This is a genomic window from Enterococcus ureasiticus (assembly GCF_001730285.1).
Classification (GTDB): Bacteria; Bacillota; Bacilli; order Lactobacillales; family Enterococcaceae; genus Enterococcus_L; species Enterococcus_L ureasiticus.
In genome coordinates this window covers 481,867-495,448 of the sequence record NZ_MIJZ01000012.1, presented here as the reverse complement: position 1 = coordinate 495,448, position 13,582 = coordinate 481,867, and the positions used below count along the sequence as shown (strand labels likewise).

18 protein-coding genes are annotated in these 13,582 nt (G+C 30.6%); 16 read left to right on the top strand and 2 right to left on the bottom strand.

What is annotated here, in order from left to right; genetic code table 11:
• Positions 1-44: 44 nt before the first annotated feature.
• A complete protein-coding gene (locus BCR21_RS08340; RefSeq protein ID WP_069646001.1) occupies positions 45-818 on the bottom strand; it encodes a helix-turn-helix domain-containing protein in 774 nt (257 codons plus the stop codon).
• A 295-nt stretch (positions 819-1,113) separates the two neighbouring features.
• Here BCR21_RS08340 and BCR21_RS08335 point away from each other — a divergent pair, with 295 nt between their 5' ends.
• From BCR21_RS08335 to BCR21_RS08290, 10 genes are all read left to right on the top strand, one after another.
• The gene (locus tag BCR21_RS08335) at positions 1,114-1,380 is read left to right on the top strand and encodes a DUF3130 family protein (protein WP_069646000.1); all 267 of its coding nucleotides are present in this window, start codon (positions 1,114-1,116) and stop codon (positions 1,378-1,380) included.
• Positions 1,381-1,387: 7 nt separating this feature from the next.
• Complete coding sequence (locus tag BCR21_RS08330) at positions 1,388-1,750, top strand: hypothetical protein (protein WP_025869957.1); 363 nt, start codon at positions 1,388-1,390, stop codon at positions 1,748-1,750.
• A complete protein-coding gene (locus BCR21_RS08325; RefSeq protein ID WP_069645999.1) occupies positions 1,743-3,170 on the top strand; it encodes a T7SS effector LXG polymorphic toxin in 1,428 nt (475 codons plus the stop codon). Before BCR21_RS08330 ends, BCR21_RS08325 begins: the two co-directional genes overlap by 8 nt.
• 10 nt (positions 3,171-3,180) lie before the next feature.
• Positions 3,181-3,576, top strand: coding sequence for a hypothetical protein (locus BCR21_RS08320; RefSeq protein ID WP_069645998.1), 396 nt, complete (start codon positions 3,181-3,183; stop codon positions 3,574-3,576).
• A gap of 92 nt (positions 3,577-3,668) precedes the next feature.
• The gene (locus BCR21_RS08315; protein ID WP_069645997.1) at positions 3,669-3,863 is read left to right on the top strand and encodes a DUF4926 domain-containing protein; all 195 of its coding nucleotides are present in this window, start codon (positions 3,669-3,671) and stop codon (positions 3,861-3,863) included.
• A gap of 8 nt (positions 3,864-3,871) precedes the next feature.
• Positions 3,872-4,165 (top strand): hypothetical protein, encoded by a 294-nt coding sequence (locus BCR21_RS08310; protein WP_069645996.1) that lies wholly within the window; start codon positions 3,872-3,874, stop codon positions 4,163-4,165.
• Between the two features lie 220 nt (positions 4,166-4,385).
• Positions 4,386-4,748: a hypothetical protein gene (locus tag BCR21_RS08305; protein ID WP_069645995.1), complete on the top strand. Its 363-nt coding sequence runs from the start codon at positions 4,386-4,388 to the stop codon at positions 4,746-4,748.
• A gap of 358 nt (positions 4,749-5,106) precedes the next feature.
• Complete coding sequence (locus BCR21_RS08300; RefSeq protein ID WP_069645994.1) at positions 5,107-5,607, top strand: hypothetical protein; 501 nt, start codon at positions 5,107-5,109, stop codon at positions 5,605-5,607.
• Positions 5,608-5,817: 210 nt separating this feature from the next.
• Entirely contained in the window at positions 5,818-6,141 is a 324-nt protein-coding gene (locus BCR21_RS08295; protein ID WP_069645993.1) for a hypothetical protein, read from the top strand.
• Between the two features lie 140 nt (positions 6,142-6,281).
• Complete coding sequence (locus BCR21_RS08290) at positions 6,282-6,698, top strand: hypothetical protein (RefSeq protein WP_069645992.1); 417 nt, start codon at positions 6,282-6,284, stop codon at positions 6,696-6,698.
• Positions 6,699-7,288: 590 nt separating this feature from the next.
• Here BCR21_RS08290 and BCR21_RS08285 read toward each other — a convergent pair.
• Entirely contained in the window at positions 7,289-7,516 is a 228-nt protein-coding gene (locus BCR21_RS08285) for a hypothetical protein (RefSeq protein WP_069645991.1), read from the bottom strand.
• A gap of 130 nt (positions 7,517-7,646) precedes the next feature.
• Between BCR21_RS08285 and BCR21_RS08280 the strand changes: the two genes are divergently transcribed.
• The 6 genes from BCR21_RS08280 to BCR21_RS08255 all read left to right on the top strand — a co-directional run bounded on the left by BCR21_RS08280 (position 7,647) and on the right by BCR21_RS08255 (position 13,515).
• The gene (locus BCR21_RS08280) at positions 7,647-7,880 is read left to right on the top strand and encodes a helix-turn-helix domain-containing protein (protein ID WP_069645990.1); all 234 of its coding nucleotides are present in this window, start codon (positions 7,647-7,649) and stop codon (positions 7,878-7,880) included.
• Positions 7,881-7,975: 95 nt separating this feature from the next.
• Complete coding sequence (locus BCR21_RS08275; protein WP_069645989.1) at positions 7,976-8,209, top strand: helix-turn-helix domain-containing protein; 234 nt, start codon at positions 7,976-7,978, stop codon at positions 8,207-8,209.
• A 466-nt stretch (positions 8,210-8,675) separates the two neighbouring features.
• Entirely contained in the window at positions 8,676-9,245 is a 570-nt protein-coding gene (locus BCR21_RS16630; protein ID WP_240488077.1) for an antirestriction protein ArdA, read from the top strand.
• A 697-nt stretch (positions 9,246-9,942) separates the two neighbouring features.
• Positions 9,943-11,187: a dsDNA nuclease domain-containing protein gene (locus BCR21_RS08265; RefSeq protein WP_069645988.1), complete on the top strand. Its 1,245-nt coding sequence runs from the start codon at positions 9,943-9,945 to the stop codon at positions 11,185-11,187.
• Positions 11,171-11,632, top strand: a complete 462-nt coding sequence (locus tag BCR21_RS08260; protein ID WP_069645987.1) for a three component ABC system middle component — start codon at positions 11,171-11,173, stop codon at positions 11,630-11,632. The genes BCR21_RS08265 and BCR21_RS08260 overlap by 17 nt, the downstream gene beginning before the upstream one ends.
• Positions 11,629-13,515, top strand: a complete 1,887-nt coding sequence (locus BCR21_RS08255; protein WP_069645986.1) for a DUF3732 domain-containing protein — start codon at positions 11,629-11,631, stop codon at positions 13,513-13,515. The genes BCR21_RS08260 and BCR21_RS08255 overlap by 4 nt, the downstream gene beginning before the upstream one ends.
• Positions 13,516-13,582 lie beyond the last annotated feature (67 nt).

Here is a 13,582-nt window from a genome sequence, read left to right as displayed (position 1 = left end):
CAACTTACGACTAGTTTATCATTTCACGGTCAAATAATATTATCCTAGATTGTGTTCTTTAAACGGGAGATCAAAAGTTTCCCCACATTCACTAATATGGGTGGGTCTTCTGGTATTGGTTCTCTTAACTTAATCGTGTAATGATTGCCAGAACAATTCGGGAAAGATAATCTTTCATCTTCTTTACCTCGTAAACTATTGCCTAAGTTAAAGTAAGATAGAACATTATTTGAACGGCTTATCCCGCAAGCCAATAAATAATAGTCTCCACTTGGAATATTTTTCAATGTATTTCCTATTAAATTTTTAGTAGCTAATCCAGATATAGGCATATGATTCGGTATAAGTGTATGGAAAAGTCCAATAAATAGGATCCCTTTTTCAAATCCAGCCGGTGCTTCAATCGTTACTGTACAAAAAGAATGACTCTTTTCTTCAAAATGCGCTATCGACTGATCCTTATCATCCGTTTCAAAACGTTTCATATCATCAAAAAGTTCACTCATTTCCGTTTTGTACTTTCTAGGTGAACTACCTGTATATTTTTTAAACGCATTCGTGAAACTACCACTGCTTTCAAAACCTGACTGTTCTTGTAGGTCGATGACTCTCTTTTCTTCATCGAGTTCAATGATTGCCTTTTCAACTTTTAAACTAGAGAGGAATTCAACAACACTGAATCCATTTATTTCTTTAAACTTCCGACTAAAGTGATGTTTATCATAACCAAAGTGAACGGCAATTTCCTCACTTGTCATTTTTCTACGAACAGCTTCTTCTGAAATGAAAGAAAGAATTTCAGGCATCTTCGTTTTCATTTTTGTTCCTCCTTCTCAGAGCGCTAGTTTCTAAAAGTCGCAGCAATAAATAAACTATATCAACTACTTAGTTTACACAAAAAGAAAGAGTTTTCCAATAACATTTAAACGATTCAATGGTTTATCAAAAAGTTACAAGTATACTGAATAATCTGATAAAGTCTATAGTTTTCAATATGGTATTCTTATCTTACATAATATTTTTAAAAGCAATTATATGGTTGGGCAATTTAGCTAAAAAGATGAATATTATGTAGAGGATAAAATCAACTAATCTATCAAAGGAGACATTCAGATGGCAGATAAAATCAGTACCGATGCAGCAACCGTAAATTCCTTAACGAGTAAATTTACAAGCAGTCTCTCATCCTTATCATTCAAACCAAAACAAGCAAGTAGCATGAGCTTTTCTGAAAGTAGTGCAGCTAGTTCAATGAAAAGTAGTGTTTCTTCTCTAAGTTCTATCGTTTCAACTTTCAAAAGTAATGCTTCTAAAGATATTGGAAACTTAGAAAAAATACACCAAGCCATCAAACAGGCTGAAAAAAATGCAGTAAAGTAGGTGCTTTATGGAAGAAAAACAACTACAAGTAAAAATCGAAGAATATGAAGAGCGAAAAACAGCATTAAAGAAAAAAGATACCGAAAGTGATTTTCTAATCAATGATCTACAGCGTGTTTACCAACAACAAGCCGAAATCTTAGAAGAATTTCTTTATTACAGCAAAGGAACGGAAGCAGAACGTTCAGCTAGGATAGATTTAGAAATGCTAGAAGACGAACGAACAGAAGCCTTTCGAACCTTTGATGCTGGCAAAGAAGAGCTAACAGAATTAGTCAGTCAAACAGAACGTAAAAAAATCCAAGCAGAAGACGACCTCCTATGGCTGCAGAAAAAGAAACAAGCACAAGAGGAGGAAAAAGATGCCTAAATTTAGATATACGGAATGGCAAAATGTTGCCAGTGAAGTCCAAACGTTGCGTTTAACTGTGTTAGATCAACTAAATTCTTTTAAAGAGGCGCAACAAGCATTTCAAAGTGCAGGGAAATTATCTGGTACAGGGTGGGAGTCTACCAAAAGTTATTTCGATGCTTACTCAGAAGTGTCAACGACAGTGGGCAATGCCTTAAACACTCTTGATGATGCGATTACCTCTTATTTAAGCGCCTTTACTTCAGAAGTTGGACCAGCAGAAAATGATTTAGATACTGCAAAAATGGAAGGGCTAAAAGCTGAGTTACGTCGTCTACAAGCAGAAAATGATGTGATTATGGAAGCTTTAGCGAAAACTTTTGAAGATGTCCCATTTGTGAATCAATTTTTTAATAAGAGAAGCATGCTAGGGACCGCTAAGAAAATTGAAATTCTCGAAAAATATAGTGCCTTTGAAGCAGCACATGGTAGTGATTTCTCAGATGTCCAAACAGTTATTGCTTCGATTGCCGAAGGATTAGCCTTTCTAGGCAGTGCTGGAAATTTTTCAGGCGGTAAAGATGGTTATAAAACCATTGATTTTAAAAATCAAAAATGGTATAAAGCACTAAAGGACTTTAACAAAGCACAACCGAAAGACCGGATCGATGTGGTGATCAAAGAATTATCGAATGGCGTTGAATATCAGATTTATCGCAATGGGAAACTGGATGTTCAAAGAACCAAAGAGTTGCATGAATTGTTTCGTGTTCATAATATTGAATTGTTTAAAGAGTATGGGCCGGAGATTTTTAAAATTCTGACGAATATTGATGATATTGAGATTCTGCTTGCGAAAGATTCAACAACGATGCAGCGCTCATCTTCTGGTGTGTTCTTACTACTCGCAGTATTGCCGATCGATCGAGTGAAGGATATTTTGAAGTCGGCTAAGTTGCTTAGAAATGGTGACTATACGCTTGATGCGATTAAGTTGACTGCTAAAGAGTGGGAAGCGTTGAAGGAGTTTGAGAAGTCAGCGGATGTTGTTAAGACTGTTGATAGAGGGAAAGATGTAGGGAAAGTTGTTAGAGCTGAATTTGGAGATGCAAAAAAACTTAATGATCATTTTACAAAACATGGTGGAGAATTTAAAGGGTTATATTCTAATGCAGATGAATATCTTGATGGTGCAAGGCATGTAATGAAAAACGGAGAAAAAGTTCAGTACAATTATACCTTAAAAGATGGAACAGTAGAATTAAGAACTGGCTATGTAAAATTTATGGGGAATTCTGGTAAAGGAAAAGCTAAGTTTGAATTTGTTGGAACAAATTTAGCGGGGGATATAACAACTTACCACGTAAAGCGTGGAGAGGACATATACAAATTATTGAATGGCAACAAACATATAAACATAATAAATCCATTAGAATAGGAGAATCTAAGTGAAATATAAAGCTAAAATAATTTCGGAAAATCCCGATATTGAAGAAGAAGTAAGAATTGAAATTGAAGGTATTGAACTTTTATGTTTCGTGGAAGAATATAAATGTCCTATAGAGATTGGTAAGTTGTACGATATTGAATTGGATATAGTAATCTTTGATGATTTAGAAATTGAAAAAAGTGATTTGAAAATTAAAGAACTGGTTCAACAGGGGGATAGCTTTTCATACTACATTCACGGTATTTTTTATCCTGCAGACCAAATAATAGATGCTGGGATAGATATAGATCTGGAAAATGAAGATTTCTCAGATTTTTGGTATTTGGAAAAACAATTTGTCAAAATGAGAGTGGATAGAATTAATGTAAACATTTTAGAAGAAAGCAACGATTAAATGGATTATATAAAAATAACCGAAAACATAGGTTATAGGGAAGAGTATAACTTTTACTACAACGATAAAGAATTTTGGATAAGGGAAAATGTATGTTTGAAGAGTACGATGTTGTATACAGTACAATAGATATAGATAATAAGGTTGTTGTTGGAACTAAAGGCGTAATAATGATGATATTAGATTTGGAAAATGAAGTATATGAAGTGGAATTTGTAGATAACGAAAATGAAACAATTGAAGTTATTGAAGTTAAAGGAACGAAGATAAGAAAGGAAAAAAATTAGAAATCAGAATGATAGAAGTCTTAAAAAAGAGAAAAAACTTAAATATAAATGATGACTTTAGAATTGAAAAGTGTTGGAATGAGATGACAGAATTACTATCTCAAAATGAGGGTGAGACGATACGTTATCTTGTGGACAGTAATAAAGATGATTTATACTATATCAGTGAAATTTTTGAAGATATATCTGAAAAACTTCAAAGTGAACAATTTATTAACTGTTTGAGAGAACTAGATAAAAAATTTCCTGAGTTAGATATGTCTAAAGATATTGATATCGCTGAAAGTTATATTGAAAAATAAATAAACATCTAATTTAGAATCTTATTGATATCAGAGAATACAAAATACTGATATCAATAAGATTTTTAAAATCCTTTTAGTGGTGAAGGCAGTGCCAAATATGCTTTTGTAGGATTAGATAGGACAACTGGTAATATAACAACGTTACATTTGAAATCTGTAAAAGAGCTTGCTAAAAAAGCACCTAGCTTAGGTTTAAAACCATAGGAGGATATATATAATGATTATTGTAAAAAAAGTAAATTGGATAGATATAGATTCAAAAGAGGCAGATATTTTACTTTCAGATGGTACGTATTCCATTGAATGTTTTTGTAGTGATTGTACTCTTTCAGAAGGTGACGCATTTTCAGATATTCTTTATGGATTTAATGTTAGAAATATCATGAAAAGCTTCAATGAGGAATACGTAATAGATGAAAAAAATGGTAGCTACTCTATTCAAGGGAAACTTGTAGATAAGGACAGTGAGATTTTACAAATAGGAGAGCTTAAAATAGATATATCTGATGGCGATATACCTAAGGACATTGATAAAAATGATTATGTGGAAGTTGACATTTCAAGAATTGACATTTATTAATTAAAATAGTAGTTTTTTCACTTCCCTAAAGTATTATTCAACTAAAAAAAGTCTAAAAGTATTTTTGTTAGACTTTTTTTAGTTGAAAGTTAATTTAAATACATAGAAGTTGGTATAAAGGACTTTAGCAAAGCACAACCGAAATAATTATTTAAAGGATGTTATCAATGATTCTTCCAATATTTTAAAAACAGAAACAAGAAGCTATGTGGCTAAAGAATTACTAGGTCGGCCAACCATAAATTATACAGCTACTGTAAGAGAAATTTTTTTAAAAGATCCAAGCAGAGGCGTAAAAATAGAATCTATTTGGGATGGAGACAGATTACTAACAATAATTGTTAAAGGTGGGAAATAAATGGATTCTTGGAAAATAGAGTATTATGAGTCAGCAATTGAATTAGAGAAAAACTTGGGTAAGGATTCTTTCTTATTTAGTGAAGAAGTGTCTGAAAGTAACAAGTTTATAAAATTTAGTAACAATTTATCTGAGGTGGGATTTATTTATTATGATATTGGTTTGGAACCACAAATAAAATTACTAACTCAGTCAAATAAGATATTTTTAGGAATAAATAGTATTTTTGCGTGTATAGACTATACTACTAAATCTGTGCTGTTTGAAGAAAAACTACCTTCATTATTATATGATATATTAATAGATTCTGATTCAAACTATATTATATACGTTTGTGAGTTAGATATATTTGTTTATAAAAACGATGGTTCTTTTTTATGGAAAACAGGATTTAGAGATATAATTGAAGATTATTATTTAGAGGGAAATGATTCTATTTGTATTGAATGTAGTGATGGAGACAATACAACGTTTTCTTTAGTTTCAGGGAAAGTAAGCTAAAAAAGTATTCTGTCAGTAGAGGAATTAAAAGAATAGATATTAACTGATATGCTAAACTCACTCAAAAGCTTTTCGGATAATTGATTTGCAATTTTAGTAGGCTTAAGTAGAAAATATAAAATTATTGAAACGGTCTTAGTGAATGAAAATCGCTGATGCCGTTTCGTAATATATATTTCAACTAACCAACTAAGTGAGTAGGAGATAAAAATGAAAAAAGAAGATTTGATAGAATTTCTGAGTTCAACAATAGAGGAAGATGCAATTGTCTCAAGACTATATAACTTATTTCATGTTGAGTATAAATATGAAATAAAGTTCTTAGATACTTTAGTTCAATATGGAGTTAAAAAGCATTACTTTTCTATAGAACGCGTAGCACATTCAGATGAGACCTACGATAAAGTAGAGTGGAAAAGTGATAATAATTATCAAGAAGTTATTATGACTGATCATGAAGAAATTGTAGAATGTCTGTTTTCAAGTAATCCACAGATACCAGAAGATTTCACAAAATTTCTAAGTAACGAATAATGTGGAATAAGTAAAGCGGGTAATCAAGTTATCAAAAGGTTTCATAGTATTTGTAAACTACAAAGCTGATAAAACAGATATGCAAAAGCAAGATAGATTTACTTCAAAATAAAAATATAAAGCTGTCCAATGGAGAAAATATGAATAACATTAAAATAGAAAAAAATTGGGAAGATTCAAATTTATTAGAAATAAAAGTTAGTGCTAAATCAAAATATATTTCAGCTTATCAATTATGCTATATTGAGAATACAGACTTAGAAATTATTGGAAACAGAATTAAGGAATTTTCTTTTAAATTTAATGATAGTTGTTATGTAGAGTTTGGAAAAAAAGAAGGAGATTTCACGCCAGCTTTTTCGCTGAATTTTTCTCCAGCAGATGCAACAGGAAAAATAGAAATAGAAGTAGACATGGAAATAGATGATAACGATGAACGTAAACATAGATGCTGTTTTTATCTATACAGTGAAATTGGTCTTATAGAGCAATTTGCTAATGGATTGATTCAGATGTCTACGCAAAATGATATAGATGAAATAAATTTAAATATTTAAAGAAAAATAGATCAGTTTAATTGAGGCACTATTTTATTTAGGAGTACAGCAATGAAAAAAATAAAACTATAGTTAGAGTATCACTGTTTTCCTATATGGATATATGCAGATGGGCATTTTCTATATAACGATATACCTAAAGAGTTAGTGGAAGATAAAGAATTAGAAAGAAAATAGTTTCCTTACAAGAAAAATATAATGACCTATTTATTGATACAGATACTGAGTTCAAATACATTGGGTTTAACTCGGATATAGAAAAAGAATTATTTCTTGATGAGTTCAATCAAATAGCAAAGTATCTACAAGAAGCACTTGGAGAAGAATATGCAATAGAGAATGAGATTAAAATCTAATTCATATAGTAGTGGCGAGGTCTAGGGGATTTCCTCTAGGCTTTTTTACGTTGCGCTGGTTACAAGAAAAAAATAATAATCGTTCTAAATATCATGAATATTCTCATTCTACTGCTGATGTGTAATCAAAAAACAAGTAGCTGGTTATCCAACTACTTGTCTAAATCTATCGTTCATTAGTAACAGTTCGGCTAATACTGATGAACTTTAAAATCCCATTTTGCAGCTAGGATTTTAAATCAAAATGTTTTTCAGTTTTTCTTTGCTTTTAAGTTTATGTGTTTCTCGAGTTAATGTTTTTAGTATTCGCTCATGCTCATAGAAGAGGTTATCGGGAATAGAATGATTATGGGTGTTGTTTTTTAGTAAACTGAATGTTTCGTGCCAGTTCTTTAATTGTTGGATTGAATGATTTAGTTTATGTAGGTCTTGATAGGTGATCATTTTTACAGGGTGAGCCATGTTGAACCTCCTGATGATTTCTATTTTTTCGTTTATCATTTTTGTTCTTAAATCTATTTTAGAGTTTATTGCTCTAAAAGTCAATAGAGTTTATAACTCTATCGTAAAATAATTAAAAAGGAGACAGGTCATGCATTATATAAAGCGGATAAGAGAATTACGTGAAGATAATGATTATACACAGAGAGAGGTTGCAGCGTTGTTGAGTGTTGGACAAAGAACTTATGCTGATTATGAATATGGAAAAACGAGAATACCTTTAGGTTCTATGATTATCCTTGCTAAATTTTATGACGTTGATATGAATTATATTTGTGGGATTAGTCATGTGAAGAACTCATTTCCTAAAAAAAAGTTAGTTTAATGCTAAATGATAGATAGTTAATTTAAGAGTTTATAGCTCTAAATGATAATTGAGTTTATAACTCTAGGATAGAATAATCAAAAAGAGGGATGGCTATGGATTATATTAGGCGAATAAGGGAATTACGTGAGGATAACGATTATACGCAAAGAGAAGTTGCAGCATTGTTAAACGTGGGTCAGAGAACCTATGCTGATTATGAATATGGTAAGACGAGGATACCTTTAGACTCTATAATTAAACTTGCTAAATTTTATAATGTTGATATGAATTATATTTGTGGGGTTAGTGATATGAAAATGCAATTTCCAAATAAGAAGGGGAAATGAAATTGCCAATAAACATGAATAAATTATCTTCACGACAAGACGAGATTTTAGATGTCATTGATAACATTTTAGATATTGAGAAAAACAAAAACAATTAAAGACGATGAGTTGGTAGAAGTTTGCATACGCAAGCTTCTTTTTTTACGTGTTTTACTTTTCCAACCGTATGTCTCTCTGTAATGTTCCATTCTGCCCTTTCGAGTTCGGACGATGCAATTTAGCAATTTTGTTTGATTGCCTACAAGGAATCAGGCAAGCCTTCGAATACTTCGCCCTTTCCGTCAATCAAAAAAATTGCTGTGTCAATTGCGCCGAAAGCGAAGAGCAAAATGAACCATTCATTGAAAGTTGATACATAAATTTTGAAAACTAAAAGAGAAGAGAAAATCGTCAGGATTGCATCCTAACAACCTGCGCCTCAGCTCGAAACAAAATGGATGGTCAAAAAGACAAAGAGAGGAAGAATATGATGGAATTAGTAAAAGTAACGGAAAAAATGATGATGGAGCAAGATGGGAAAAGAGTTGGCGGAGATAGCGATCATTGGATATATTTAACTAATTTGAAAGCTTATAATGAAGGATTTTTGTTAGGTGTGTATTTACACTTTCCATTTGATGAGGACGAATTGGCACAAGCCTATCAAACAATTTGTGTAGGAAATGAGTTTGTAGATGAATTTGGTTATTCGTATGAAGAATATTTCATTACTGATTATGACGTGCCTTTTTCTGTTGGGGAATATGACTTTCCTCAATCTTTAGCGGAAAGGTATGATGGTTTAGAAGAATATATGAGTTATCCAGATGAAGTTGTTCGGGTGATTGCTAAGCATCAGGGAGAATCTCCAATTATATATGAGTTATATGAAGGTATGACAGATGAAGAAAGGTTGGGATATATTTTAGTTGAAGAAGGTTTGATAATGGTTCCTGAGCATTTGAGAAGTTATATTGATTATGAAGCAATTGGAAGAGATCATGCAATAAATACGAGCGGAGAATTTGTGGGTGAGTATTTTGTAGAATTTTTATAAAGAATTTAGAGCTGACTTGAAAGTTGGCTCTCTTTCATTTTTAACTATCTGATACGGTTGTCTTTTTTATTATACATATAATTATTTTTATGGTGCTTCATTGAACTCATGAAATAGCAAAAGATTTTTTTGTTTTTACTTTGGGTCTGTTTTTCAATTATTCTAATCTATTTTTCTAAAGTGGTTGTACTGTCTAAAAAATCTTGATAGAAGACATTAAAAATATATGAGTTGGCATTAAATGCTTTGATTTTCTATTTCTTATTTAAAGGAAGTACTCTATTACCGAAAAAAATATTTAATAAGAATAAGGTATATATAATGATAAGTGATTTCCTTAATTGGTAGGTTATTTTTTGTTAACATTATTTCTTTTTATTTTAGAAGCATTAGATGTAGACAATATTGACAAAAATATTCAACTAAATAACACTGAATAACTTTATCTGTATTGTAGTTGATTATAATGTATAATAGATGGTGAAGACTAAATGTTAACATATTTATTCAATATGACGATGGGAAAATGAATAGACTACAAAGAGGAATATAAGTCACTTAGATTATCTAGAGTGAGTAATAAAACTTTACAAAATCGCTGATTGATTATAGTTTTCGATTTCGAAAAAGGATATGTAGATTTTCTATAAATTGAATGTATTTTAAAGTTAACTATATTGATGGGGGTAGGAAGAATATGAGCAGTCGATCAACTCAGGAAAAAATGGCGGCAGACGATAAAATTATTGCTTTTGATTTTCAGTTTCATTATTTTTTACTACAATTATTTTCTTTAAAAACTAATGAAAGTGCTGGATTTGAATATAAGGAAGATGTTCACATAGATCATAGTGATGGATATAGTACATATATTCAAGTAAAACATACGGCCATTGGACAAAATATAACTGATAAAGATGAAGCCTTATGGAAAACGATTTGGTCATGGTTAAATATTATACAAGATAAAGATTGTGGTGGAAAATCTTTATCTGGCCAGTTGGATTTTATTGGACGGACAAATTTTTTGCTCATAACAAACAAACATGATAATCAAAGTAACTCGGTTTTGAAATCATTATCCAATTTTAAAAGCGGTAGTATCACATTGGAACAGGTGATCCAAAATTTAAAAATTTTAATTAAAGATGAAGAAAATCAATCTGAAACAGAGCGCCGAATTACAAAAATTTTAGAACAAGAAAAATCCTTGTTGGATGTTTTTTTCAGAAGTATCGAATTTTCTACAGATTTTTCTGATATTGATCAGCAAATAAAAAAAAGATTAACTGAAATCTATGTTCCAGAAAAGTTACAAACGGGAATGCTTGAAGCTATTTACTATAGAGTCAAACATAATTTATATGAAGTGGTCATGAAAAAAGAACACTTGAGTTATTCTCAAAAAGAATTTTCGGATATAGTAAATAGATATAATCATGCACCATATCTCAATAGGATGCCTGTATATCAAAATTTTGATATCGCTAATGAAGAGAAACCATCCAGTGATATGCTGTTCATTAAACAATTAGAAGATATTGAAGAATTAGATTTAAATGATGATAGAGAAGAAGAATATGTACTAAAACTCTATGAAAATAAGTTACTTTACGAAAATAATAGAATGAGATGGATTCAAGAGTCAGAATTACCTGAAATGGATATTAAGGAAATCGAAGATCAAGCCGAGGAAATATGGATTGATGAATTTCATAAGAGGTATAGAAAGCATAGAAAAAAGAAACTTGATAAGGAGTCCGTGAAAGATACTGCTCGTGAATTATTTTATGAAGTTAAGAAGACGGAATTAGAATTTTCTATGGATGTATCCTCTTCTAGGAAGTTAGGTGAAGGAGTATTTTTATATCTTTCAGATGTTCCAACAATTGGATGGCACTATGATTGGAAGGAGAAGTATAGTAATGCAAACATACAATAATTATTTTTTCTCTGCCGTGGCTATGTTTTCTGTCTTAAAACATAAAAATAAATGGAAACTTAGTGAAGTTGCTTTAATTCTTCCTATGATAACGCAACCAAAAATTGTTAAGTCGTTAAACTTAAGAAGAAAAGATATGTCTTTACTAGACTTAATAGTAGATAAATCTGACTATTTTTATAATTTCAATAAAATGTTTCATTCATATAGATTTACAAGTGCTAATTGTGTATCTTTACTTATTCAAATGGATTTGATAAATTTTGACAAAAATAGTGAAGAAATAATAATCAATGAGAATTATCCGGTAGATAAAATAAGTAGCATAGTAAATAAAGATAGTCGTCTCAAAGCAATAGATAAAAGTAGTGAAAAAATCTGTAAGATGTTGAAAGAAAAAATAAGTATATCAGAGATATACATACAACTTGGGGTGATATTGTGAGATTTTGTATTAATAAAGTTTTATTGTGGCAAAAAAATGGAAAATTACGAGAGCTAAAGTTTAAAGAAAATAAAATTAACGTTATTACAGGAGACAGCAGTACGGGAAAGTCAGAAATTATTTCTATTATTGAATATTGTTTGTTTTCTTCTGAAGCGGATATCACCGAAGTAAAAATTAATGAAAATGTAGAGTGGTATGGAATTAATTTTACAATTGAAGATGATTGTTATACACTGGCGCGTTATCGTATAGAAGATGATGAGCCCTCTAAGTTGTACTATTTTTCTCAACTAGGGTCTATACCTAAAATAGGAGAGATTGCTACAAATGCAGCAGAAGAAACATTAAAACCTATGTTAGAAAGAAAGTTTGGAGTCTCAGATAAGACTATTTTTCAGTATGGTGGAAAAGAAATTAAGTTAGGAAGTAAAATTTCTTTTCGGTATTTTTTGATGTTTTGTATTCAGTCAGCAGATGTAATTACAAGTACAAACATATTTTTTGATACAAAAAACAAGACTAAATATCAGGAAGCTCTTGATAGAATATTTGATTTAGTATTAGGAATCATTGGAGAAGAAGATCTTGCACTCAGAGAAGAATTGAGTAAATACAGAAAAAAATTGACGGCTCTGGAGCGTCGGAAAGATAGAATTGAAAAATCATATGAAGATGCTAGAAAAGAGATAAGATTGTTAGCTAAAAGAGCTGCACATTTAGGTTTAATGACAATAAGTGACGAGAATCTTGAGTTTTTATTATCTGAATTACGTAGAATTCAAAATAATTCAAATCAATATGTAACTTCAGATGACCAACTTGTCAAAGAGTTAAATAAAATGATAAAGTTGAGAAATGAGAAGGTTCGTTACAAAAATAGGTTACTATCTTATTTGGAAGAATTTGAAATTTATATTAAACTTATAAGTGCTGAAAAAGAAAGTATTATCACTGCAAATTACATTACTGAAAAGTTTGATAGTTTATTAGAGTTGCCAGATGTAAACTATCTTCTTGGAGTTCTAAACTATGAATTAGATAGTATAAGTGAAACCATTAAAGAGAAACCTAAGGTGAGAAATAAAATAATTTCGAAACTAAATAAAATAGAGAACGAGATTCAGAATTTAAAGAAAAGTATAGAATTACTAAGTAGAGAACTTACCATAAGCAATGATATTCTTCAAAAGCAATGGACATTTTTAGGAGAATTGCATGTAAGGCTAAATGCTATTGATTTAAAAGAAGATATTAGTCAATTTGATGAAGACATAAAGCAATTTGAAAGTATGATACTTGATCTTGAAAATAAACAATCTTCGTATCCTGATAAAAAGCAAAAGGCTATTTCATTATTAAACGAGTTAATTCAAGTGTATTTAGATCAGGCTAAAGAGTCAATGAGTGACTATGCAGGGTACCTTTCTGACTTTGATTATAGGCAAAAATCATTACGATTAAGAGCGCCAAAATCAGAGAAACCGACAAAAGTTGGTAGTAGCTCAAATCACATGTTTATGCATGTCAGTTTGTTTTTGGGACTTCAAGAATATTTTATCAGGAATAACAATAAATATATTCCGTCATGGTTAGTACTTGACCAACCTAGTAGACCATATTATGGAGGAGATAGTGATGATAAAAAATTAGGAGAGGGTGTTAGTTCTGTTGATCCAAAAACGGATACTGCTAGAATTTTAAATATGTTGAGTCTTTTGGTGAATTTTGCTCATATTGTTAATGATGAATTACAAAAAGAATTTCAAATTATTATGTTAGAACATATACCAATATCAATGTGGGAAGATAATCCGAAACTAAAGGATAAAATTTACTTAGTTGAAGAATTTCGTAATGGGAATGCATTGGTGTTAGAATAGTAAAAATAAATTAAAAATTTGTTGTACACAATTAGGTATAAAAAAGTAGGAATAATAAAAAAAACCC

What these genes read in the sequence shown, in the direction of transcription:
- BCR21_RS08300 (WP_069645994.1), top strand. Translation starts at nt 5,107, where the DNA reads ATGGATTCTTGGAAAATAGAGTATTATGAGTCAGCAATTGAATTAGAG.
- BCR21_RS08305 (WP_069645995.1), top strand. Translation starts at nt 4,386, where the DNA reads ATGATTATTGTAAAAAAAGTAAATTGGATAGATATAGATTCAAAAGAG.
- BCR21_RS08265 (WP_069645988.1), top strand. Translation starts at nt 9,943, where the DNA reads ATGAGCAGTCGATCAACTCAGGAAAAAATGGCGGCAGACGATAAAATT.
- BCR21_RS08310 (WP_069645996.1), top strand. Translation starts at nt 3,872, where the DNA reads ATGATAGAAGTCTTAAAAAAGAGAAAAAACTTAAATATAAATGATGAC.
- BCR21_RS08340 (WP_069646001.1), bottom strand. Translation starts at nt 818, where the DNA reads ATGAAAACGAAGATGCCTGAAATTCTTTCTTTCATTTCAGAAGAAGCT.
- BCR21_RS08315 (WP_069645997.1), top strand. Translation starts at nt 3,669, where the DNA reads ATGTTTGAAGAGTACGATGTTGTATACAGTACAATAGATATAGATAAT.
- BCR21_RS08275 (WP_069645989.1), top strand. Translation starts at nt 7,976, where the DNA reads ATGGATTATATTAGGCGAATAAGGGAATTACGTGAGGATAACGATTAT.
- BCR21_RS08260 (WP_069645987.1), top strand. Translation starts at nt 11,171, where the DNA reads ATGCAAACATACAATAATTATTTTTTCTCTGCCGTGGCTATGTTTTCT.
- BCR21_RS08290 (WP_069645992.1), top strand. Translation starts at nt 6,282, where the DNA reads ATGAATAACATTAAAATAGAAAAAAATTGGGAAGATTCAAATTTATTA.
- BCR21_RS08285 (WP_069645991.1), bottom strand. Translation starts at nt 7,516, where the DNA reads ATGGCTCACCCTGTAAAAATGATCACCTATCAAGACCTACATAAACTA.
- BCR21_RS08330 (WP_025869957.1), top strand. Translation starts at nt 1,388, where the DNA reads ATGGAAGAAAAACAACTACAAGTAAAAATCGAAGAATATGAAGAGCGA.
- BCR21_RS08335 (WP_069646000.1), top strand. Translation starts at nt 1,114, where the DNA reads ATGGCAGATAAAATCAGTACCGATGCAGCAACCGTAAATTCCTTAACG.
- BCR21_RS08295 (WP_069645993.1), top strand. Translation starts at nt 5,818, where the DNA reads ATGAAAAAAGAAGATTTGATAGAATTTCTGAGTTCAACAATAGAGGAA.
- BCR21_RS08280 (WP_069645990.1), top strand. Translation starts at nt 7,647, where the DNA reads ATGCATTATATAAAGCGGATAAGAGAATTACGTGAAGATAATGATTAT.
- BCR21_RS16630 (WP_240488077.1), top strand. Translation starts at nt 8,676, where the DNA reads ATGATGGAATTAGTAAAAGTAACGGAAAAAATGATGATGGAGCAAGAT.
- BCR21_RS08325 (WP_069645999.1), top strand. Translation starts at nt 1,743, where the DNA reads ATGCCTAAATTTAGATATACGGAATGGCAAAATGTTGCCAGTGAAGTC.